Genomic DNA, 22,727 nt, shown 5'->3' with positions numbered 1-22,727 from the left:
GTCGTACGCCCACCGAGCGGCGCCCTTTCCCAAAAGGGCGCGGCTTCGGCGCTTAACCGCCACACCGCGCGAACTAGACTTGAAGTAAACACAAAAGGAATCCGAGGGTTAGAAATGACGGAGAAGGTCAAGCTGCTCCACCACGTTGAGGCCATCAACTGGAACCGCATCCAGGACGAGAAGGACGTGGAGGTCTGGAACCGTCTGGTCAACAACTTCTGGCTGCCGGAGAAGGTGCCGCTGTCCAACGACGTGCAGTCCTGGGCCACGCTGACCCCGGCCGAGCAGGAAATGACCATGCGGGTCTTCACCGGCCTGACCCTGCTGGACACGGTGCAGGGCACCGTCGGCGCCGTCAGCCTGATTCCGGATGCCATCACGCAGCATGAAGAGGCGGTGTACACCAACATCGCTTTCATGGAGTCGGTACACGCCAAGAGCTACTCCTCGATCTTCTCCACGCTGTGCTCCACGAAGGAGATCGACGAGGCCTTCCGCTGGTCCAACGAGAACGAGAATCTGCAGAAGAAGGCGCAGATCATCGTGGACTACTACACCGGCGATGACCCGCTCAAGCGTAAGGTCGCCAGCACTCTGCTCGAGTCCTTCCTGTTCTACTCCGGCTTCTACCTGCCGATGTACTGGTCGTCACGGGCCAAGCTGACCAACACCGCCGACCTGATCCGCCTGATCATCCGCGACGAGGCTGTGCACGGCTACTACATCGGCTACAAGTTCCAAAAGGGACTGGAGAAGGTTGACGAGGCCAAGCGGCAGGAACTGAAGGACTACACCTTCGATCTGCTCTACGAACTGTACGAAAACGAAGTGCAGTACACCCACGATCTGTACGACGGCGTGGGGCTGGCAGAGGACGTGAAGAAGTTCCTCCACTACAACGCCAACAAGGCGCTGATGAACCTAGGCTACGAGGCCATGTTCCCGTCGTCCCTGACGGACGTGAACCCTGCCATCCTGTCGGCACTGTCCCCGAACGCGGACGAGAACCACGACTTCTTCTCCGGCTCCGGATCTTCCTACGTCATCGGCAAGGCCGTCAACACCGAAGACGAGGACTGGGACTTCTAAGGGGCTGTGAGATCCCGACCTATCTGAGCAATTTCACGGTATCTGAGCAAAATGACCCACCTATCTGAGCATTGCTCAGATAGGTGGGTACTAAGAACTGTGAGAGCCGAAGTTGGTGGGCGGCTGGACGAACAGTCGACGAAGACCGGTGTCGTTGGCGATGGATGTGAGATGCAGGCCCAGTTGGAAGAAAATGACCAGGGCAATTGAAGTCTTCCAACTACACCGACAGTTTCTGCGGAAGTCCGAAGCAGGGATTGAGCCTGCCGGATCATGGTAGCCAGTCAACTTAGGCGTGGATTCCGGCTAGTCGATGTATGCCTACAGGCAACGGAAATCCACCAGCGGTCGGCTGCCGGTCGACGCCGCTGGCTGAATCGTTTGAGCCCGTCTGGCGATCCTCCTCGTCTTTACGCGTGGATCGCCAGACGGGCACTCAACGCATAAGGCTGGATCCCGAATGAGCAGACTCGAACGATCTTGCGGTAGGCAAGGATACGGTCATCTGGCTCGAATGCACAGTAGAAATCGAGTTGGCGTAGACGGTCGAGCTGCCGCCTGTAACGTCCAAGGGCCGCCGGATGAAAGCTGTTATTCCGAGGAAAGTGATGATGAATAAGTACGAAACCGGATCTCCTCAACCTGCAACGACTCTATCGGACCGCTTCCAAATCCTGGCACTCGACGGCGGCGGCGCCAAGGCCCTTTTTACCGCACATGTTTTAGCCCGATTAGAGGAAGATCTCGATGTCCGCGTTACTGACACCTTTGACCTGATCGCTGGAACATCGGCCGGCGGGATCGTCGCACTGGCACTTGCGGCCGGCATGCGGCCGTCCGAGATAGTGGAACATTACACCGGTCTGGTCGAAACTGTCTTTCCGGCCTCACGTCGCCGCTGGTGGCGCCTGCCTGCAAGACTAGCCCGCCCGGCATACGACGGAGCTGCACTTCGACGAGCCCTTACCGATGTCTTGGGCAATCGGCTCCTGGGCGATAGCCAGAAGCGCTTGATCATTCCGTCTTGGGACGTGCAAAAGGGCGGCGTTCACATTTTCAAAACGCCGCACCATCCCCGCCTCGTCAGGGATTGGAAGATTCCCATGGTCGACGTGGCAATGGCTACCTCAGCCGCGCCTACCTATTTTCCCGCCGCGCGTGTGGATGGGCACCGACTGGTGGACGGCGGCATCTGGGCAAACAACCCATCCGTTGTGGCTATTACTGAGGCAGTCAGCATGCTCGATGTCCCGCTGTCAGCGATCCGCGTTCTAAACATCGGAACAATGGACGAACTCACCAACCATTCAAAGCGGCTTGACGATGGCGGAATAGCCGGCTGGGCCAGACGCGCGGTACCCCTCGTCCTGAACGCCAGCAGCCGAGGCGGCCAGGGCATCGCTGAACACCTGGTCGGAAGGGACCACTACAGTCGATTTGATGTTCTTGTCCCTGGTGGCCTATACGCACTGGATAACGCTGATCCACGCGACCTAGCCGGCCTCGCGGCGTCTGCAAGCCGAGATTTGAGCCCCGATTTCACTGAAAGGTTCGCAGGGCATTACGCCGCTCCCTACGTCTCGCTTGCGAAACACCCGACCTCCACCGCTTTACCTAGCACTGAGGAGAATCATGCAACACCTTGACTACTTCGATGCATTTCTCAGGGACACTGTGAACCTGCCCCAGCCCAGCTTGGATCTGCTCGATAGCCGAGTCGACTCAATCTACAGGGCTCTGAAAGCCGATGAAGAAGTTGGTTCACTGGTCCGCGGCAAGATCCGCCAAGGCTCGTGGGCACACCGAACCATCATTAAGCCGCTAGGCACCAAAGAGTTCGACGCAGACATCATGCTACTCATGGACGAGAATCCGGACTGGTCGGCCAGTCCCAAGACCTATATTGACAAGGTCTATGCCGCGCTTCACCGCAACAGCGTCTATAAGGAGATGCCGCACTCGAGGAAATGCCGGTGCGTTCAGCTCGCTTACGCAAGTTCGATGCACGTCGACATCGTCCCCTATCTCCAGCTTGCCGGCGGCCGGGAAGTTATCGTAAACCGCGACTTGGATCAGTGGGAGGACACTAATCCGGAGGGATTCACGGACTGGATGCGGAATAAGGACGAAATTGCCAACGGCAACTTCCGCAAGGTCATTCGGCTACTCAAATACCTCCGCGATCATAAGAACTCTTTCACCGGGACCCGCTCTATTATCTTGACTACCTTGGTCGGTGAACAGGTATCCCCGATCAACAAGCTCCTGAATCCTGGCTACTACAGCAGCGTGCCCACAGCGCTCCTGCACATCGTCAAGGACCTCGACGCATGGCTGCAGGCAAGGCCGTACAAGCCCTCGATTGCCGATCCTTCCGGTTCCGGAGCAACCTTTGATCACAGATGGGACCAAAACACCTACTCCTACTTCCGTGACCGAATCCATGCACATGCAGCAGAAATGGAGGCTGCCTACCGCGAGACGGACAAGAATACGAGCGTAAGCCTTTGGCAGGGCATCTTTGGGCCAGGATTCAAGGCGCCGAGCTCTGGAGTGACCAGCCCCAAGTTCGGGATCAGCGCCGCGATCTCCACCACGACCACTGGCCGAACGGGCCGGGCCGGATGACCAAGCGGCGGTCGGTGCGCCGCCCACTGTCGGAATGGCAGAAGGATGCGGTCACCGGACTGCGCATGGCCGCGGCCGAGCAGCCGGATATCCTGCATGTCGTGTCCGGTCCCAAGCCATGTGAAGACGGTGCTGTGAGCATCACCCTGCGGCTGAATTCCGCAGAGCTTAACCGCCAGCCCGAAGGCCTCCCGCTCCGCGACCACGAGGAAATGTTTGTCCGCATCCCACCCTCGATTCTCCAACCACCACAGGTTGAGGTCGATCATTTGAGGTTTGCCGGCTACCCTCACGTCCTGCAGGGTCAGCGACTGTGCCTATATCTTGATCCTGCCCGCGAGTGGGACCCTGCCGGGGGCATTCAAGCTTTCCTCAACCGTCTCTGGACATGGCTGGCAGACGCGGTGGGCGGGAAATTCGATGCTTCCAGCGCGATGTATCACGCTGTGGGTGGTGTCCTGCATCAGACCCCCAAAACCCCAACCATAGTCGTCAGGGAGTCCGCACCGTCTGAGAGCTTCCAGTTGGGTTATTTGACGCGTCGATCAGATCGCCGTTTTGACCTAGGGTTCAAACGAGGCATCGCCGCCAACCCGCGCTTACCTGTCCTTACCCTGGCCAGCGATCTTCCGTTCGGAGTGGGGCGGACGTTGAGGACCCTTCTGGAGTACCTTGATGACCCACACTTGGATAAGCAAAGGGGGCGTCCATCCATTTCGGTTGGTCAGTCGTCAACGCTGTTCACAGGACTTGTAGCCTGTGCGTCTCGCGCTGGCCACGACGAACCGCAGTACTTTATGCTTGCGGTTCCACATCCTGCCGGCGGCCCTCCACACCTCCTCGGCGGCAGGCTGTTGCCGTCAACTGCAAATGCGCTACGGCAAGTTGCGCGTCAGCATGGCGTTGCCGCGACTATTCCACCCGATGCAATTCCTCCCGAGATTCCTATCGAATGGTGCAAAGTGTCCGATGAGCGCCCTGCTGTTACTACCCGTAGAGACACTGATCGTCCGGTCAGTAGCTTCCGGGGCAAAAACGTCCATCTGTGGGGCTGCGGTGGTATCGGCTCATGGGTTGCTGAGTTCATAGCGCGGGCCGGCGCAGCGCACATCACCGTGTGCGATCCCAGTACCATCACAGGGGGGCTGCTAGTCCGGCAGAATTACACTGAAGCGGATATTGGGCATCCGAAAGCCGAGGCCTTGGCCAAGCGCCTTCGCGCCCTTGGGGATGACCTGCATGTTGAGGTCGCACCGGGACATCTCCCTGACGATCTCATGAGGGTACTCGCCGCTGCGGACGTAATTATTGACGCCACCGTGAGTATCGCCGTAGGTCAGCTTCTTGATGGGCTCGCAGGGATAGCAGATCGGCGCGCCGTACTTGCTCAAGTGGCCACGGATTCACGTTCGGGCACTCGAGGAATACTGACCTTATCTGCGCCGGGGGATGCTCGCGGCCCGGCTGCTATCGACAGGCAGCGGGGCGAAGCAATACTGGCCGACCCGCAGCTAGAGCTCTACCACGCACTATGGCGCGATCCGTTGCCTGGTCACGAACTGATCCCAACTCGAGGCTGTTCGGCCCCGACGTTTCATGGATCGTCGGCTGATCTCGCAGCCGTTTCGGCGGGCCTCGTTACCTTTTTGGGAATGCAAATGACAGCCCCAGTCTCAGGTACCCATCTGATGGCAGTGCCTCACGCTGATGGTGGTCCTCCCCACCACTTCAGTCCAGCGGACTGACAGGCTCGGCTCCGGAGAACGACGTCATAGAATGGCGCTGCAACCCCATGGGCGTGACCATCGAGAGGATCGCCAACGTTTCGGCGAGGAACTGTCGCAGGCATCGAGTCTTTTGGTCCTTCTGCAGGTCCCGGCGCGCCGGTCAGCGTCCAGGGTTCAGAGGTGGTGTTGCGCGAGGTTTTCCACGTAGTTGTCTGGCTGGCCCACTGCTATACCCGTCACAAGGAAAACCTGCCGACATCGGGGCTGGAGTTCGATGTTGCCTCACTGAGCCCAGCCCCGAAGGCGGGGTACCCGCCCAGAGAAGTCGAAGACCGCCGACGAGGTGGCCAAGGTATCCGAGGAATTGCCGAACGCGACCGAAAGCCCAGTCACAGCAGCAGGACCTGGAGGCCGAGTTCGAGGAGCTGCGCCGGCAAGTGGCCGTGCCAAGACGGCCAATAGCGGAATGCCGGACCAGCATGACTATCACGAAGCGAATACCCGCCGCTATCTGATCGACGAGGGGCTGCACTGGGCCGTCTGGAAACTCGACAAGCCCGAAGACAGCGAATACCCGGTCGACACCATGCCCACATAGTTCCGGCGATGTCCGATAAAACGTGAATTTTGAAAGCAGGATCGCCTAGGGACGGCTCCAGATTCAAGGCTACATCCAGGCATGGCATTACCCTCGCCTGGGTCCACTGCCTCCTCGATAGGGCTCCCTCTTTGGAGTGTGTGCCGGAGGTTTTAACAACTCCTCGACGCTGACATCCAGAACCTCGGCAATATCCCAAAGGCGTTCGTAAGCGATGCTTCTCTTCCCCCATTCAAGATGGATAAGCATATTGCGGCTCATTCCGACTTCGAGGGCGAAAGCTTCTTGTGTCAGGCCATTGGCCAGTCGAAGCTCCCTGATGCGCCCTCCTACTTGCGCCCTTATTCGAGCCCATCGGTACTGCTGCGGCTTAGGGGTTTGCTCTGGTCGGATAGGCACACTTCATGCCATTAGAATTAGACTTGTTTGTCTGCCCAACTAGTAGTACATGTAGTGAAGCTCATAGCTCACTCGTTCCGGAGTTTATCTTGACCATTCACGTCTCTGTCGACCTCGCCCACTCGGTGACTGTCCGAGACCTCAAATACTTCCTTCAATGTGTGCCAGAAAATGTTGATCTTGATATGGATCTCCGCTGGGCAGAACCGGGCAGATCCGCCGTGCGGTACCTGGGGCTGAACATTCCTTTGTCCCGACATGACCCTATTGAGTAGTCGCGTCGATTGTGGGAGCTGAACGATGATTGAGGAGGGCTGGGAGCACCTGAGAGCTGTTCTCCGCGCGGCAAGGTCAATGGGTGTCGACAGGGTTTGGGTCGTTCCAAGCTCGTCTGCTGGGCGAGTTGAGGAGTTCATCGATGTGCATCTGCTCGTGCAGGAGAACTCGGCAAGGATAGTCGGTGAAGGACCGCGGCAGCTGTTGCGGTCCACAGTGGAGCGAATCCTTCCGGGTTCCAGGATCCGTGTGGACAGCGTCGAAGACCTGGATGGGGCGGGTGATGTGGTGCACCGCCAAGCCCTGCTGACCATGGTTGAACTAACGGATCAACTGACTGACCGAGAGGAGGGCCGCTGGCGGGTAGGCACTGCCTCTGGAACGCTCTATGTCTTCGACCTCACTCATGGCAATCGGACCATGGTTCGCTTGCCTAGCCATGAAGACCCATACAAAGATTTCATTCGAATTCCCACCGCTGGTTTGAGGAGAGATGGGGAAGCTTTGAGGCTGCTAACAATATATCGACTCCAACTCGGCCAACCTGGTGCTCTACTCGTCGACGTGCGAGAAGACGGAATTCCAACCTTCCGCGGCACGACACCCGTAGTATCCATTTCCCGAATCGAGGAGAAGTAGAGGCCCGATGGAACTCACGGCATGGGTAAAGAAATCCGGCGACTGGTGGATTGCGGACGTGCCCGACCTCCCGGGTCTGTTTGCTCGTACGCGCAGACTGAATGACATTGTTGACGCCTTGGCTGCCGGCTACGAGCATCACCACGGCCTCTTACCGGAGCCCTTTCTTGTTGCGCTGAAAGTTGATGGCGAGTCCTGGCATATGTACCGGCCCCACTTGCCGGTCAAGAGCAGATGGAATGAGGCGTGGCAGGTTGCCCCTTATGCCCCAGAGCAGTTTGAGCGTGAAGTCCGTGATCGGCTGGAAATCAGAAGGGAATACACATGACAGAAAATCCCTTTGCTGGATTACCAGCACGGCCGCGCGACCGTATTGACCTGCTCCTCGGGCTCATCGCAGCGGACTGGAAACGAAGTGGATCCGACCAGCGATTCTTCCAGTACGTCGCTAATCTGCAGCACAGACTCGGCGTTGACGACGGCTACGTATTTGAGGACAGTGACCTGATCGCGGTGCTGTCCGGCTCCGAGCTCCCACAACCAGATCATGACGAATTCATCCTGACTGTCCACCGGTCAACGGGTTCTGACCGTTCGGACCGATCTGAACACGATTCTCGGCATCGACGCCGGCGGACTCCCGCTCAGCAAGCCGCAGCCGAGCGGAGGGTAAAGATTGAGGCAGCAAAACTGCGCTGCGAGCTCGATAAGCATCTGGGTCGCGAGACCCCGCAATGGGTAATCGAACTGGCTCAGGAGAAACCGGATCGGCCATGAATGTTGTGCTGTGCGCTCTAGGGTGCGAAGACGTGAGGCCTGTGGATGTCTGAAACTGCGACGCCTATCGCTGTCGCCGGTGATTGGCATGGTGACGTTCCTTGGATGCGCGCCGTGGTCGACGCCGCCGCAGCTGCTGGAGCTGAACTTATTCTGCACGTAGGCGATTTAGCTGTCTTGTGGCCAGGCCGGGACAAGGGAAAATTCGACCGCAGGCTTCAGCAGCGTCTGGAGCTGCGGGACATGAAATTTGTTTTCGTGGATGGCAACCACGACAACCATCATGAACTGCGTTTGCTGCCACTCGACGATGACGGGCTCGCACCCCTCCGCCCTCACATCAGGTATCTGCCTCGTGGAGCACGCTTCAAGTACGCGGGATTGACTATTGCTGGCTTGGGCGGTGCATATTCAATTGACCAGGAATGGCGTACAGCCGGCAAAGACTGGTGGCCCGAAGAGGATGTAACCGATGATGACGTAGACCGGCTAATCGCAGGCGGTCCGGCAGATGTCCTCATAATGCACGACGTCCCATACGGTGTAAGAGTCAAAAGTGACCTCGACCTGCCTCCAAAGATTCGAGAAGCGTCACAAGCAACCAGAACACGACTCCGTCGCGCCGTTGACGCTCTCGCACCCGCCTCCGTGTTCGCAGGCCACTGGCACCAGCGGGTCATTGGCACGATCCTTCATCCCGGCGGGAAGGAAACTAGGGTTGATGTCTTGAACATGAACCTGAGCCGCGATGGGAACGCTGTCCTCGTCTGGCCTGGTAGCTTTCCACTGCGAGTGGAGCCGCTACCAATCGGTAGCCCACGCCGTGAAGAGGGTCAACCGCTATGAGGGTGCCTTTGCGTTGAGTGGAGAGGCTCTTGCATTCCTGGCGTGTGAGGGCATATGTACAACTCGTTGCCGCCTGTCTTTTACGACTGCAGGTCAACAGGCTCGGAAAGGGGCGATAGGCGCGTCCGCCAACTGGCGTGGCGTAAGTCGAAATAAAAACTGCAAGGAGCTTTTCAGGCCCGCCAGCAGAAACACATCAGGATCCGGGCCGCCCGACTTCGAGTCACGCTGGACCGGAAACTCGCTTTGGAGACCACATCTTGGATGCGGGAGCTGGCGAACAAGCCACTTCGGTGGCTGTACATGCGGGGCCATGGAACAGCCGGCTATCGAGAGATAATTAGCCTTCTGAATCGACGCGGGCCAGGCTCCTCCCCAGCGCCTCGACCTTCGCAGCGACTAGTCCCGGTGCGTCGGTCAGACGGTAGGTGATGGACCGGCTCGGACCTCCGGTTGTGCGGCTTACAGAGGCGACCAAGGGGTGTTCGAGCAGCTGCAGTACCTCTTCGATGTCCTTTGTGGAGGGCCGCGGGTCGATCTCGTCCCTGACGATAAGGTAGATCTGTTCTGCGGATAGGGCACCGTGAGTCACTTCATCTGCTTCGCGGGCTTCCTGCGCGAGTACCGCAACGACCTGGGAGAGCAGCATGATCCGGCGTTCGGCCTGCGACCACCCGCTTTCAAGGTCCTTTCGGGCCGAGGAGCGGGGGTCAACGAGGTTCAGGAAGGTGGCCGCGGACCTCGGCGTAATTTCGTGCCGGCGGAGCGCCTGGCTAAGGTCCTCTACGGTGATGAGCGCCACGCCGTTCTGCTCGGCTCGTGCACGGACACGCCCGCCGTCGAAACCAGGGCCGACCAAGGCAACGAAGTCAGCGTTGTGCTTTTCCTTATGCTCCGCGAGGGTGTCGAAGGAGACCGCTCCTTCATTGACCGTCCCGCTGCGGGCAGCCTTGGCATCGAGAATTACGCGCACCGGTTTTCCGTGCGGATCCTCGACCGTGGCGAGCACATCCGTCTTGCCTCCTCCTCCTATGTGGCGTGCCTCGAATCCCAGGTAGGAAAAGGCGTCGGCAACAGCCTTTTCCAAACGGATCGGGGTCTCTCCGGCTATGGCAGCAGTCTCAAGCTCGAGGCTTAATCTTTTTGCCATGGATGGGCCGGGCTCTCTCGAAAGATCATCCGCGTCGGTGGGTCGGTCGTCATCCTCATCCAAGACAGTTTGCAGCGGGATTTCGAGGGCGATCCGTTCGCCCAGTGCCGTAGCCTGATACCTCCAGTTGGCGCGCTCCGCGATGAGCCCGGCCGCCTTGAGCAGCTGCAGTCGGGTTCTTACTCCTCCAACATCGACCCTTGCCATCCCATAGTGCTCGTATGCCGCCCGGGCAAGGTCGGGGGCCTTGTCGAATTCTGCCAGCATTGGAAGGATTTCGAGCATGAACAGGAACCGGCGGTGCAGGAGGAGCACGAGTTCGAGGGTGCTCTGGGTTTCGAGCCATGCGGAGGCGGGATTGGACGGGGAGTAGATGTTGAATCCGGTCTGTTCGAGGAGACCGGACTTGTTCAGTGTCGTCATGACGGCGCTGAAGGAGCTTTCTGATACCCCGAAGGTCTTCTGGGCGAAGGTGAGCAGGTCGGCTCTTGAGATGCTTGGGGACGCCGCGTTGACCAGCAGGTACAGCGACTCGACTAGGTCGGTTTCACCGTTTCCCCGGGGTATGTAGCCGAGCGCAGGGTTTCTGCTGGCCAGGACCTCGGACGACAATTCCCCAAGGAGGGCTGCGATCGCTTGAGGCAACTCAGGGACGGTAACAGCCGACGTCACGGCCCGGGGAGTCCGCTCAGGGCCCCCTAACTGGAGGCTGGCTACGGCTTCGCGCCCGGCATCCGTCAACCCGATGAGTGTGTTCGTCTTGTACTCCGCTAACCCCATGGCTGACATCCAGGTGACGCGCCTTCGGACCTGATCCAAGGTGGTCCACTGCAACTGGAACTCGGCCGCGGCCACATCCATCAGCTCACGCACTGACTTGGGTCCATCTGTAAGCACGTGGAGGAGCTCACCAACGAATCGCACGTGACGGTGAAGGATCGCGAGCAGGTCACCGGCATGGCGGGAAGACATCCAAAGTTGGGCTTCCTCAGATACAGCGAGATGCTCCCGATCCAAGTGGTTGATAAATCCTGCCGGGGCGATCTGCTTCACGGCGTCACGAAGCGCGCGTTGGACTCCATCACCCAAGTCGACGGTGGCGGTGACGAGCCCATCATGAGAATCGACCGCGGACAACAATGTTTCCAAGGTCTGGACCTGGTTCTTGCCGCCGCCGGGCATGTACGGCATCCCCGAAATTCTGGAAGCCCACGGAAGAGGGACAACCGTCGGCCGCCCGCTAGTAGCCGGCGACTCATCGTTGGATGAGGGGAGAGGGGCGTTAGTCATCTCGGCTGTCCTTTTCTGTGTCTAAAGTGAAGGCGAGGATAGTGGCGGGCGTGCTTCCCGTCCCAACTCGATTCTCGCCCAGTTTTGTGGAAGTGCGGCGCACAGTTGAAGTTTGCAGACAGGCGCCAGGCGCGCGAGTCCATCCTCCAAGCTGTGGTCGTCGGCCCGTTCGCGCTCAGGTGCGATCACTTCGGTCTAGGTAAGGCTTGATTCTCAGCGGGATGTTCGGGTCAGGGATTCACATCTTGCTTAAGCGAGGGAATCTGGTCGAAGACCGCGCCGGGGAGGGCTGAGTCGATGGCCGCGAGATGGTGGAGTTGCATGGTCAGGTCGCCGCGCAGGAGCTTGGTGAGGTACTGATACTCGATCCCGGTGTCAACCGAAAGCTGCTTGAGGGTCATCCCCTGGTCTTGCAACTGTCGGCGGATGCGAAGGCAGAGGCAATGCTGTAGCCAGGCGGTGCGGGCTGACGCAAAGTCGTTCCCAACCGACTGCTCGAGGGTGGCGCTGGCAGACCGGCCGAAGGAAAAGGGGTTAGCGAGCCAGTCCTTCGGGCGGAACGGGCTCGATCGGTCAGTCATGATCGTGAAACTAGTTCTGCAAGCTTGTTATGGCAAGTCGAGTCGCCACAATAATTCCTTTTAGTCACCTGCTGACTACTAATAGTAATATGATGACTATCAGCTGTCCATGCTTGTGCCGTCTCCCAGCCCGGCCTTTGCCCACCGGGTGGAGCAAGGAGGAACGCGATGCACCACGATCCATACCGGCACGTGCTGTCACAAGATCGGTACCTGCTGCTTTGGCAGGAAAACGGGGAGACAAAGCAGAAGCATGTTGGCCCGGACATTGTCTCGATCGGATTTGAGGATACGGAACGGGTCCGGATAGGGCGTAGCTACCCGCATAGGCGTCATTACGAGGGAATCTACCCGGTGATCGAGACCCGTCAGTCGGTCTGGTACGAGTCGATGCTTGAACTGCAGTGCCTGATGCAGCTGGAGCACGCGGGAGACTTAGCTGGCATCTCGACCCAGCCGATGTGTTTCGTTGGGCCAAACCGATTCCGGCATTATCCGGATTTTTTCTACCGCCGTAGCTCGGATCAGACAGGCGTCGTCGTCGATGTTCGTGCCCGCGAACGGATGGATGAACCCACTCGTGCACGATATGGCCTGACTGCTGCTCTCTGCCGCAGTGTCGGCTGGGAATACGAAGTTATGCATGGTTTGACCGACTGGGCGGCCATGAACCTCGAGTGGTTGTCAGCGTTCCGGAACCCACGGTTCACCCTGCCAGCCCCCGTAAGAGAGCAGCTTATGTCGCACATAACGCAACCCATATCTTTCATTGAAGCGGCCAAGCTGATCGACTCCCGGGCACCCGAGGTGGCCAAGGCTAATCTGTACCACCTGATGTGGAGACGTGAAGTGGTCACGATTTCGGACGGGCCATTTTGTGAAGAAATGTTGATCATTGCTGCACAGGTGGCACCATGAACCATGTCACCGGGTTTCGTCTGGGCGACAATGTCATCTTCGATGACCGAGAGTGGACGATTGCCACAATCGCTGGAACTGCTTTCGGTCTTCGCGATGCTTCTACGGGAGAGTTTATCTCGACGACTCTGACCGAGCTTGTCCTAGCGACCGGACGCCCCGACGTGTTCGACCCCTCAATGTCTGGGCTAGGCCCGCTGCACAATGCCGACGAGTCCACGCTTCTATTGGCCCGGCACGTGCGTGAATTAGTCGATGGCACGGCCCCGGACGGCGGGCAGACCCGCCCGGAGTATCATCCGAGCGTTCCCCAAGGGCAGCGCAACGCACGCAAGTTGCAGGAGCTGAAAGACCTAGGATTCCCGGTCGGCGATAGCACCTTGCGCCGATACATCACCGAGTACAGGAGGTTTGGGCCCGCCGCGCTGCTAGACCGGCGGTCAACACGAACCTATTTGCCCTTGGACGGCGTTGCCGATGAAGTCATTGCCATTTGTGATCACCTGATTCGCGAACGTGTCCGAAGCTCGTCAACCACGTGGACCATCCTCGCCGCGGAGACACGTAAGCGCTTTCTGGCCGAGTGGCCAGATAAGCAGATTCTGTTGCCGAGGAAGAAAAAGCTCATTCAGGTGCTTCAAGAACTCTCGCGCGACCTCGACCCAACTGGTTCAGCCAAGAACAGGCAAACGGCGGCGAATTCACCCAATCGGCTATTCAGTCCGCGTCCTGGTTTGCTGCCCGGAGGCGAGGTGCAGGTCGATTCAAGCCCCTTCGACGTCATCGTTCGGATGCCCGATGGAAAGCCCGGCAAAGTTGTGCTCACCATAATGATGGATAAAGCCACGCGGTCGATCATCGCCACCAGCGTTCAAAGGAATAACACCGGGATCGACGTCGCCTCGATGCTCGCCGACGCCTTAACTCCTCCGCTACTGCGCCCGACCGGCGTGCCCGCCATCGACACTTGGCGTCTCACCCAAATGGAGTTTCCGTGGGCAAAGAACCTCGGGTCGGACCAAAGCACCCGGCTGGATACGTCACGGCCGGCGATGGCTATTAGCCGCTTGGTGACAGACAACGGTAGGGACTACCGTTCTCAAGTGGTGGAGGCCGCATGCGTGCAGCTGGGGATAACACTCACTCGTTCGGCGGTGCGAACACCGACAGACAAAGCGATCGTGGAGCGGGCCTTTCATACCATCAAAACTAGGTTCGTGATGCTCCTGCCCGGCCAGACAGGCGGCGCCGTCGAAGCCCGCGGTGCTCACCCCGAAAGGGAAGACCTCCTCGACGTGGAGGAATTGATTTGGCTCTTCGATGCCTGGATCGGTCAGGTGTGGCAGAACACTGCAACGGAGGGACTGCGAGACCCACGCCATCCGATGGCGCCGCCGCTAAGCCCGAACGCGATGTATGCAGCAATGTTCCCTTTCGTCGCCTACGTACCGATGCCCCTCAGTGAACGCGACTATATAGCTCTATTGCCGGTCGATTACCGCACGATTCAAAAGGATGGTGTGGAGTTTGGCCGACGTACATATGACTCACCCGCGCTTGCACCATACCGTCTGCGTTCTTCACGCTCGCCGGGGCAGAAGAAGTACGAGATCCGTTACCGGCCCACTGATCCCAGCCGCATCTGGGTTTACGTCGACGAGCTCGACGCCCACATTCCTTGCGACTGGCGTGACCGCCGCGTCGACACGCCTCACTCCCGCCGAATGTGGGATCTGGCTGGCCAGATGCGAAGCACCTTCCAACCTCTCGACGCCGACCACAGCCTGACTGAAACCATGTCGCTGATCCAACGGGCACACCAGCAGTGGAAGCAGGAGGTCGCGAAAGCCGAGAGGGCTGAGATGGCAGAGTATCTCAACACAGTCCAGGGCCGCACCGCTCACGAGGGTCGTGGCGGTTCGGAGGTACTAGACGACAATCTGGCACCGGGGAGGCCTGTGGCAAAGGTTGAGGGTAAAGACACCAACGAATGGGATCTCGAGGACTGGGAGCCGGACGAAGCTTTGGGCATCGAGAAGGAGGTATGAGGTGACGAAATACCGCAAGCGTTTGCGCAACGGCGGTAATCTATCCCACTATCTCGGGTACCTGACGTGGGCACAGTCCCAGCGCGAGAACGTGCGCATGCCTCCTACCGCGACGGTTGCTGCAATGAGCTCTCTCAAGCGGCGAGACTACAACGAGGCGCGTCAAGCCTACCTTTCCCGTGGCATAACAGTGGCAACGAGGACCGTCCACGACCTCGATGCGACTGTCATGGAGCAGATGGATGCAAACTTCGCCAAGCGTGGAGGCGGGCACGGGATCTTTCTCTCTGCTCCCTCCGGCGCCGGCAAGACGACCGCTCTGCATCTCGTTCTCGGGGCTGTACTGGCGGATTTGCAGGAGAACGACCCGGGACTACTTCAGCGGGGAGATGTGCCCATAGGCTATGTGTGCATCCCAGCTCTGGGCACGCCGAGGTCCATTTATCAGGTTCTCGCCGACTATCTCGGAATTGACTACACCATTGGAGTCACAGAGGCCGAGCTGTCCACCATGGTCCGGAACGGGGTTAACTTGGCGCGAATGGAGCTGCTGGCAATCGACGAGGTTCAGAATCTCGACAACGCCGCAAGTGCCGGACCTGTTGCCGATGCGCTCCGCAGACTGGGGGACGATGTTGACGCCACGATCATCCTCGCGGGCATCGACCTTGAACACACCTCGATCACTACCGGCCGCAGGGGTGCACAGATCGCGAACCGCTACCGCCGAGCATCTGTCTACGATTACACCGACAACTCCCAGGTCGACTGGAAGAGACATTGGCTAAGTCTTGTAGGCGGCATGGCCGCGGCCCTGCCCCTCCACGCCAACGATCCAAAGGAGGTAGCGAAGCTCTCCAGGCTCCTGTTCGAGATCACACACGGCTCGGTTGGAATGCTTAACTCCGTACTGACACAGGTAGCCCGCCGGAAGATCTCGGAAGGCATTCTCGAGAATGAGTACGTAGAGGCTGCCGACCTGGAAAATGTGACGCTCACGCTGCAAGCGGAACGTCGGCTCATCCAAGTCGTCAATGGCGCGGTGATACCTACAACAAGTCTTTCTAAACGGCGTGCTCTTCTCGCCCGGAACACGAGCACAAGTGAGTGAAAGGAGGCCACGGCTCGCACCCTTACTGGTCCCCGAGCCCGTGCCAGGAGAGACTCCGGCCAGCTTCGCCCGGCGGCTGGAGGACCGGCTCGGTGCCCGTCATGGCACCTACCTGGGGAAGGCCTCATCCGAACTGCGGAGCCTTGGAATAGGGGAACAAACGGTAAAGCAGGAATACGACCAGCTGGCGGATCTTCTCCGGGAACGTTGCGGACTGGCCGATGACCACTTCGAGCCCGGGCTGTGGACAATGAACCAGGTCTGGTGCTCCTGCCCACAGTGCGGCCCTGTCGTCGAGCTTGACTCCCGTCGCTCGCGCTGGGTCTGCCAGGAACATGGCCTGTGGACAGGACCTGTCGCGGTGACACCCCATGACCGCTCAGAACCCTCGCCGCCAGGTCCTCTGCACGGAAGCCGCGTACCGGCGAATGTCATGGACGCCGCTGCTCGTTTGGTGGGAAGCGGCCATACGCATTCGATCCTCGTGAACGAGTGTGTACGCCGTGCCGTATCGTTGCGTTCTCACAGCGGAAGGCGGGACCCTGAGCCCCAAGATCTGCCTGTGGCATCCGTGTTGCTACTCGCAGTGATGAATCCTCTAACTCTCGAGGAGTTGGCTGCCGCTGCTGACACCCGTGTTGCATATGAGAACCTACAACATCACGTCATGGGTGTTGCTGCGACAGCGAGCCTCTCCCTAGACGGGAAACAGCAGTTTGCCGAATTGGTGGACCAAGCCTGGTTGCTCATCCGTCCAACAGTTGTCGCAGCCCGTGTGGCTACCGGCCAAGACATTGCAATTGATGTCATTGATCCGGTCGTTCCTTTGGACCCGGCTTTGACCCGTACAGCATGCGGCCCTGCTCCAGCAGAGTGGTTTGCGCAGATAAAGACCGCCCGCGCCGATGCGGCCTGGTGGATCGACCGTTTCGTGGTACGGATGCCAGGATTTGTCGAAGGTACCAGTGCCTGGATACTGCTGTGCCCGTCCGGTCATTGCCTTCATTCAGAACCATCCAGAGTAACCCGTTATCCAGGCAGGGACTTCCACTGCACTATTTGCGCCGGGTCCCGCCTGGTCGAAGGCCTTACTTCGTTAGCGGATACAGACCCTTTCCTAGCGGAGCAGTGGGACAAGGAGAGAAACGGGCGCTTGACCGCGGCTTTGGTTCTTCGCGGCTCCGGCAAGAAGGTGTGGTGGCGCTGCGTTGAAGGGCACGTTTGGCAGTCGACCGTGGCCAACCGAGCCCTCAAAGGGTCCGGATGCCCTTACTGCGGCGCGAAGGCAGTTCTACCTGGATTCAATGATCTCGCGACTACCCATCCAGCTTTGGCCGCGCTTTGGGATTTCGACGTAGAACAGAAGCCAGCCCACCAAGTCTCCGCAGGCAACACGAGAGCGAAAATCCATCTGCGATGCGCGGCAAATCACCGTTTCATCCGCACACCGGCCAAGTTGGTCCAGCGTCCGTTCTGCCCGATCTGTGATGGTCGCACAGTGGTGGTGGGGGAGACCGACCTCGCTACCACGCATCCCGATGTCGCTTCCTGGTGGCATCCATCAAAGAACGACACGCTGAAACCGACCGACCTTAGAGCGGGCTCCGAGAAACGAGTGTGGTGGCTGTGCCCGGACGGGCACGAGTTTGAGCAAACAATCGCATACCGTACTAACCAGAAGAAACAGCAGTGCCCTGTCGACACCGGTCGACTCCTGCTGCCCGGGGTTAACGACTTGGCAGCGAAGCACCCAGACCTTGTAGCCGACTGGAACCACGAACTTAACGATGTACGTCCAGACCAGATAGTCCCCGGGACCACGAAACGTTGGTGGACCTGTGAGCGCGGCCATACGCAGCACGTGCAAGTCGGGAATCGCATCCGCTCAGGTGGATGTTCGGTTTGCCCTCCTGAGAGGCGCGTTGGAACGCCCTTGCGCAGTTTCCGTCGAGGACGGCAAGGCTGGGATAAGCGCCGTCAATCCATCTAGGGTTCTTCTCTGGATACTCCGGAAGTGACCTCATTTATCCCCTAACGGAACTCGAACCGTTGCGGGCGACAAGTGTCTGCACGGGCGAAGTGGATATAGGAGGAAACGATGAATGACGCTGAAGGGACTAGCCGCAAGTAAGTGAGTGGTGGGATCACTATAGACTGGAATGCGTGGTCTTCGGCCAGGAGGGGGGGAAGATGTTGAACATGCATGAGCGCGCGAAGCTCGTGAAGTCGAAGCAGCGAGTCGCGGATCACGGCGAGGTGTTTACACCTGCTTGGATGGTCGAAGACATGCTGAATCAGGTCAGGGACGAGTAGGAGCGCATCGACTCTCGCTTCCTAGAGCCGGCGTGTGGGTCCGGCAACTTCCATTCTCGTGGCCGCAGGCGTCGTTCTGTTGCTGCAAAGGGAACAGGACTGAGCATTAACGCCTGCTTCTTCAGGGTCAGCGGATCGAACCCCGGAGCCCTCCGCCCTCCAAGGGTGATGACGTACCCCGGGTGCCCGAAATACCCTCCGGGCTTGTGAGGCTCAAGGGCGTGATCTGCCCTCGGCAACCGTTCTCAGGCGGGCCCGGGCCGGATTCTCTGTCCGTGCCCACCTAACAGAACACCGAGCCCCGAGAAAAGCATCCATCTAGCGCAGGCTTCGCAGCGGCGGGCGGATCCACGGGGCCTGAGGCGCCGGGTGGCGATCAGGGGGAAGATCTGCGGGCGGGCCAGCGCCACCAGCCTACGGAGGCACCCCGCATGCTCCCGCGAGGGAATGATGGAAAGCAGATCCTCAGCCGGCTGTCCGGGTCGCAGGTTGCTCTGGCTGTGATCCAAATAGGGGCTGTTCCGCCGGGGCGGCGGGCGTAGGCTCTTGCAGAGGAATCCACCGGCCCCGGGAGGCAACTGTGCACGCATCGTAACGTATGGCCCATATCATTCACGCCCGCCATCCACAGGAGACCCCTGCCCCACGGGTCAGCCCGAAGGACTGGGCCACGCCCGGAGTCACAGCGGCTTTGCGCTGGGCTGTGACCGGAATGGACACCGGCCTTGAGGCTGCATCCCCGAGGATCCAGGAGGGCCTGCGCCGGATTGCCGATGACCTGGCCGGCGGGGTGGAAAGAATGACTCCCCGGCTTCATGAGGGCCTGGAACGGGTCGCACCTAAAGCTGCCCCTCTTGCCGGCGGTGCAGCCTCCGCCGGCAACCTGAACCGGATGGGTGGGACTTCCCGGAAAATCTGGTTATTTGCCGGCCTGCTTGCCGCCGCCGCAGCCGGTGGATTCACCGCATGGCGTGCCCTCCGGGCGGCCGATGCTGCGGCAGCGGGGACTGAGCAGGAGCAGGTTTCCCGGGACATGGACAGGGCCGCCGCCGGTCTCCGGCACGCCGCCGATGATCTGCGGTCCCAGGTCTCCCAGCTGACCGTTCAGCTCAGGACCGCGGCTTCCGGAATGACTGCCGACGTCAAATCCCAGGCTTCCCATCTGGCCGCGGGGATGAAGCCCGGGACCCGGCGCGCCGGGACCCCGGGCGGTAATGCGGCCATGGATCCAGAGCTGACCTTTGACGATCAGGGATAAACGGCGCGCGACGGCATCCAGCCGGCTGCCCGCGCTGCCGGGCAGGCAGCAAAACTGCGCACGCCGTTGTTATAGTGCGCGGCAATGCTGTCCATGTCGATGTCCTGGCCCAGCGTGAGCTGGCGCCGGAAGGAACGCCCTCGCGCTCTTTGGGCAATCATCGGTCATATGCGCCGTTATCGGCATATGAGACTCCTGCCGTCCTGCCTGTACCGGCGCTGCAGGATCGGTGGGTGCTGATGTGGTCCGCTACCCTTTGTTCATGCGTAGGACGTCGGCACGGGGCTCCAACACCGTTGAAGGTGAGCGCGTAATGATCCTGTCCGCAGGGGTGGGATCGGGGCACAACAGCGCCGCCGCTGCGGTAGAGCAGGCGTGTTCCGCGCGCGCCGATATCGTCGAGGCGCAGGTGCTGGACGTGCTGCAGGTCAGTAGCGCGCTCTACCGCGACGTGCTGGGGAAGGGTTACTTCGTCCTGGTCGAGGACCTGCCATGGCTGGTCGAGTGGGGCTATGACGCCAGCAACCCGCCGTTCCGGCGCCGCGGCCCGATCGACCCCTGGACACGGATGAACGCCCTTCCGGTCATCCAAGCGATCAAGCGGTTCCGACCGACCGCGATCGTGTGCACGCACTTCCTGCCGGCCCAGCTGCTGGCGACCCTGCTCCTTCGCGGCGTGATCGATGCCAGGACTGCTGTCGTCACGACGGACTACGACTTCCAGGGCCTGTGGCTCACGAGCGCATTCCACAAACTCTTCGTCGCCAGGGAGGAGGGAAGGGTCGAGCTCACGGCGCTCGGTCTGCCGCCCGACCGCGTCGAGGCCACGGGAATCCCGATCGCGGCAAACCCGGACGCCGCGCCCGGGCGCGACGCCAACGGGCCCCCGATGCTGCTGATCTCCGCAGGCGCAAAAGGAGGCGACTACGCCGTCGCAGTTGTGCGGCAGACGCTGCACATGCGCTCCGCATTCACAGCCACGGTCGTATGTGGACACAACGACGCGCTGCGGCAGCGCATCGACCAGCTGGTGGCGCCCGCCGGCGACCGCTACCGCGTGCTCGGCTTCACAGCGGACATGCCGCAGCTGCTGCGTCGCGCCGATCTGTTCGTGGGTAAACCGGGCGGGTTGTCGGCGTCGGAGTGCATGGCCGCGGGGCTGCCCATGGTGCTGGTGAACCCTATCCCGGGGCAGGAGGTTCGCAACGGTGACTACCTGATGGAGCAGGGGGCGGCCGTGCGCTGCAACAGTGCCGCCACGATCGGCTGGAAGATCGACGAGGTGCTGCGCGAGCCGGGCCGCCTGCGGCGGATGCAGGCGGCGGCGCAGCGAACCGGTCGTCCTGACGCAGCGGCGGACGTGCTGACCGGCCTGCTGGACGGGCCGTCCCGTCCCCTGGTCGTGACCCGTGCGGCGCAGAAGACGATCCTCGCCGCGAGCGAGCGCCGCGTCGTCGCGACCGATCTGACGGGACCGTCCTCGCTGGTCCGCCTGGTCGACCAGGCTGCGGGCAGTACGGTCGCTCTGCTGCGGGCAGAGGAGCTGGGTGATCTGCAGAAGCGGTATGCGACTGGGAACGGGGGCCTGGTCCTGCGGCGCGACAAGGCGCCCGTGTCGCTCCGGTGGGAGGAGCGGCGGTTACTGCGTGCCATGCTCCGGGGCGACGACGTGCTGCCCGTCCGCGTCGAGGGGCCCCCGGCACCGCTTTAGCACCCTCCCCGGGTGACCGGTACGCGACCCCGCATCGACCTCACGCCGGCCGACCATCCGAGGCGCCTTCTTCATCGATCGCCCCGTTGCCCTCTTCATGACCCTGAATAGGCAAGAATCAGGGTTGCTGGCCTGCAGTACGGTACGTCCTCGCTCAGTTCAACGGTGAGGGACGCCCCAACCGTGCGCATCAGTGAGGCCGAAACCACGCCTTCCCGGGCACTTCTCCCAAGCGCCGACCGCGTATCTGATGAAGCACTGTGGGTAGCAAAGTTCCGATGCCCACAACCGGGGACAATCCTCATAGGTTATCCACCGCTACGGCTGCCGGGGAGCTACCCCAACGGCTCCCCGAATCTTCAGCCGTGGATAACCCGGATTGACCCCAATCGTGGACATCTCATAATGCTGGCTATACGGATCCGAGACAGTAGTTAAGCGGCGTGCTCCTGGTGCTCGTGGATCATCCGCCTACTTCCCCTTCCGTTCCCTGTAAAAAGCCGCCGTCCATCAGATCTGCCATGGCCTGCGGTTTCCGAGTCATCCGGGCAATTTTACTGGCCAGGTCGCGCAGTCCTTGGGCTGAATGATCACCGGCGTAGTCGAATTCAAGTTGTACTCGGTCACGCCGTCCTCGGCTGAAAGGACCCCGCGCAGGTCGTGGGATAAGGCGGTGGTGAAAGTAAAGGGCATCATCTACCCCAACGAAACAAAAGAGCTCGAAGCCGACGGCGAAGACTATGTCGCTTGTGGGGTAGCCGGACCTGCGGTGCATCGGTAGGGTGGTCCGCACATGTTCGTTCGCTACGGAAGGATCATGATCCGGCTTACGAGACGTCCTGCGGCGATGCTTCACCGGGCGGGGACCTGGCGAAGCATCCTTGCCGGTTTCGCTATCACGCTCCTCGTTGCGGGTGTGGTGTCCCTGTGCGTCACCGGGCACCCGGATGCCGGCCGCCGGGTTTCTGCGGAGCCGGCAGCAGCAGCCGGGCATGACCATCACGAAAAGCTTGCCGTGGGCTTGGGTATCGAACCCTCACTGGGCACGGCGGACCCGGCATCTGATGGCGGAGACCACCGCCATGATTGTTGTGCACACCATGTTCCGCCAGCCACCGAAGCAGCCGCGCAGCGTCCCGAAGAGCACCAGCCTCCGGCCCTGCCCTCACCTGTGACGGCCGATCCGCCCATGATCGGGCCTTTGCGTTCGCCGGTAAATTCCGGCCCGGCTCCGCCGGCCCCATCCCTCATCCAACTGTCGATCAGCCGCACCTAAACCGCTCCGCGCACCTGCCTCTGGGCCGCGTCCGATCGAGTGGCCCAAGCAATCAAGCACGTCCGCGCGCTAACGTCCGGGTGCCTTCCCGG

21 protein-coding genes are annotated in these 22,727 nt (G+C 60.4%); 17 read left to right on the top strand and 4 right to left on the bottom strand.

Features of this window, described 5'->3' with window-relative positions; genetic code table 11:
• Positions 1 to 114 precede the first annotated feature (114 nt).
• The 5 genes from nrdF (at position 115) to AC5RWO_RS11665 (ending at position 6,042) form a co-directional block, all read left to right on the top strand.
• Positions 115 to 1,089 carry a class 1b ribonucleoside-diphosphate reductase subunit beta gene (nrdF, locus tag AC5RWO_RS11685; protein WP_101632650.1) on the top strand — a complete coding sequence of 325 codons (975 nt, stop codon included), beginning with the start codon at positions 115 to 117 and terminating at the stop codon, positions 1,087 to 1,089.
• 581 nt (positions 1,090 to 1,670) lie between these two features.
• Entirely contained in the window at positions 1,671 to 2,735 is a 1,065-nt protein-coding gene (locus AC5RWO_RS11680; RefSeq protein ID WP_498731537.1) for a CBASS cGAMP-activated phospholipase, read from the top strand.
• Positions 2,722 to 3,717: an SMODS domain-containing nucleotidyltransferase gene (locus AC5RWO_RS11675; RefSeq protein WP_498731536.1), complete on the top strand. Its 996-nt coding sequence runs from the start codon at positions 2,722 to 2,724 to the stop codon at positions 3,715 to 3,717. The genes AC5RWO_RS11680 and AC5RWO_RS11675 overlap by 14 nt, the downstream gene beginning before the upstream one ends.
• Entirely contained in the window at positions 3,714 to 5,462 is a 1,749-nt protein-coding gene (locus tag AC5RWO_RS11670; protein ID WP_498731535.1) for a ThiF family adenylyltransferase, read from the top strand. The genes AC5RWO_RS11675 and AC5RWO_RS11670 overlap by 4 nt, the downstream gene beginning before the upstream one ends.
• A gap of 448 nt (positions 5,463 to 5,910) precedes the next feature.
• Positions 5,911 to 6,042 carry a hypothetical protein gene (locus tag AC5RWO_RS11665; protein WP_498731534.1) on the top strand — a complete coding sequence of 44 codons (132 nt, stop codon included), beginning with the start codon at positions 5,911 to 5,913 and terminating at the stop codon, positions 6,040 to 6,042.
• Between the two features lie 87 nt (positions 6,043 to 6,129).
• Here AC5RWO_RS11665 and AC5RWO_RS11660 read toward each other — a convergent pair whose 3' ends face one another.
• Positions 6,130 to 6,441, bottom strand: a complete 312-nt coding sequence (locus tag AC5RWO_RS11660) for a helix-turn-helix domain-containing protein (RefSeq protein WP_498731533.1) — start codon at positions 6,439 to 6,441, stop codon at positions 6,130 to 6,132.
• 300 nt (positions 6,442 to 6,741) lie between these two features.
• Here AC5RWO_RS11660 and AC5RWO_RS11655 point away from each other — a divergent pair, with 300 nt between their 5' ends.
• Genes AC5RWO_RS11655 through AC5RWO_RS11640 form a run of 4 tightly spaced genes read left to right on the top strand, consistent with a single transcriptional unit; the run spans position 6,742 to position 8,979 of the window.
• Positions 6,742 to 7,356 carry a hypothetical protein gene (locus tag AC5RWO_RS11655; RefSeq protein ID WP_498731532.1) on the top strand — a complete coding sequence of 205 codons (615 nt, stop codon included), beginning with the start codon at positions 6,742 to 6,744 and terminating at the stop codon, positions 7,354 to 7,356.
• A gap of 7 nt (positions 7,357 to 7,363) precedes the next feature.
• Entirely contained in the window at positions 7,364 to 7,684 is a 321-nt protein-coding gene (locus AC5RWO_RS11650) for a hypothetical protein (RefSeq protein ID WP_498731531.1), read from the top strand.
• Positions 7,681 to 8,133 (top strand): hypothetical protein, encoded by a 453-nt coding sequence (locus tag AC5RWO_RS11645; RefSeq protein ID WP_498731530.1) that lies wholly within the window; start codon positions 7,681 to 7,683, stop codon positions 8,131 to 8,133. The genes AC5RWO_RS11650 and AC5RWO_RS11645 overlap by 4 nt, the downstream gene beginning before the upstream one ends.
• 45 nt (positions 8,134 to 8,178) lie before the next feature.
• Positions 8,179 to 8,979: a metallophosphoesterase family protein gene (locus tag AC5RWO_RS11640; protein WP_498731529.1), complete on the top strand. Its 801-nt coding sequence runs from the start codon at positions 8,179 to 8,181 to the stop codon at positions 8,977 to 8,979.
• A 340-nt stretch (positions 8,980 to 9,319) separates the two neighbouring features.
• Here the strand turns inward: AC5RWO_RS11640 and AC5RWO_RS11635 are convergent, their stop codons facing one another.
• Both AC5RWO_RS11635 and AC5RWO_RS11630 read right to left on the bottom strand, forming a co-directional pair.
• Positions 9,320 to 11,002: a hypothetical protein gene (locus tag AC5RWO_RS11635; protein WP_498731528.1), complete on the bottom strand. Its 1,683-nt coding sequence runs from the start codon at positions 11,000 to 11,002 to the stop codon at positions 9,320 to 9,322.
• 647 nt (positions 11,003 to 11,649) lie between these two features.
• Positions 11,650 to 12,000: a helix-turn-helix domain-containing protein gene (locus AC5RWO_RS11630; protein ID WP_498731527.1), complete on the bottom strand. Its 351-nt coding sequence runs from the start codon at positions 11,998 to 12,000 to the stop codon at positions 11,650 to 11,652.
• A gap of 168 nt (positions 12,001 to 12,168) precedes the next feature.
• On the opposite strand from AC5RWO_RS11630, the gene AC5RWO_RS11625 reads away from it, so the two are divergent.
• The 6 genes from AC5RWO_RS11625 (at position 12,169) to AC5RWO_RS11600 (ending at position 19,648) form a co-directional block, all read left to right on the top strand.
• Entirely contained in the window at positions 12,169 to 12,918 is a 750-nt protein-coding gene (locus AC5RWO_RS11625) for a TnsA-like heteromeric transposase endonuclease subunit (protein ID WP_498731526.1), read from the top strand.
• Positions 12,915 to 14,966, top strand: coding sequence for a transposase (locus AC5RWO_RS11620; protein ID WP_498731525.1), 2,052 nt, complete (start codon positions 12,915 to 12,917; stop codon positions 14,964 to 14,966). Before AC5RWO_RS11625 ends, AC5RWO_RS11620 begins: the two co-directional genes overlap by 4 nt.
• A gap of 124 nt (positions 14,967 to 15,090) precedes the next feature.
• On the top strand, positions 15,091 to 16,077 hold the full coding sequence (locus AC5RWO_RS11615) for an ATP-binding protein (protein WP_498731524.1): 987 nt from the start codon (positions 15,091 to 15,093) through the stop codon (positions 16,075 to 16,077).
• A gap of 250 nt (positions 16,078 to 16,327) precedes the next feature.
• Positions 16,328 to 18,067, top strand: a complete 1,740-nt coding sequence (locus AC5RWO_RS11610) for a zinc-ribbon domain-containing protein (protein WP_498731685.1) — start codon at positions 16,328 to 16,330, stop codon at positions 18,065 to 18,067.
• Between the two features lie 200 nt (positions 18,068 to 18,267).
• A complete protein-coding gene (locus AC5RWO_RS11605) occupies positions 18,268 to 18,390 on the top strand; it encodes a hypothetical protein (protein ID WP_498731523.1) in 123 nt (40 codons plus the stop codon).
• A 598-nt stretch (positions 18,391 to 18,988) separates the two neighbouring features.
• Positions 18,989 to 19,648, top strand: a complete 660-nt coding sequence (locus AC5RWO_RS11600) for a hypothetical protein (RefSeq protein WP_498731522.1) — start codon at positions 18,989 to 18,991, stop codon at positions 19,646 to 19,648.
• Here the strand turns inward: AC5RWO_RS11600 and AC5RWO_RS11595 are convergent.
• Complete coding sequence (locus AC5RWO_RS11595) at positions 19,639 to 19,809, bottom strand: Hsp20/alpha crystallin family protein (RefSeq protein WP_498731521.1); 171 nt, start codon at positions 19,807 to 19,809, stop codon at positions 19,639 to 19,641. The two genes, AC5RWO_RS11600 and AC5RWO_RS11595, sit on opposite strands and share 10 nt — an antisense overlap.
• A gap of 152 nt (positions 19,810 to 19,961) precedes the next feature.
• Here AC5RWO_RS11595 and AC5RWO_RS11590 point away from each other — a divergent pair, with 152 nt between their 5' ends.
• Entirely contained in the window at positions 19,962 to 21,359 is a 1,398-nt protein-coding gene (locus AC5RWO_RS11590; protein WP_498731520.1) for an MGDG synthase family glycosyltransferase, read from the top strand.
• Positions 21,360 to 22,176: 817 nt separating this feature from the next.
• The gene (locus AC5RWO_RS11585) at positions 22,177 to 22,635 is read left to right on the top strand and encodes a hypothetical protein (RefSeq protein ID WP_498731519.1); all 459 of its coding nucleotides are present in this window, start codon (positions 22,177 to 22,179) and stop codon (positions 22,633 to 22,635) included.
• Positions 22,636 to 22,727 lie beyond the last annotated feature (92 nt).

The organism is Arthrobacter sp. B055-34 (assembly GCF_059090425.1).
This window is presented reverse-complemented; position numbering and strand designations above follow the sequence as displayed.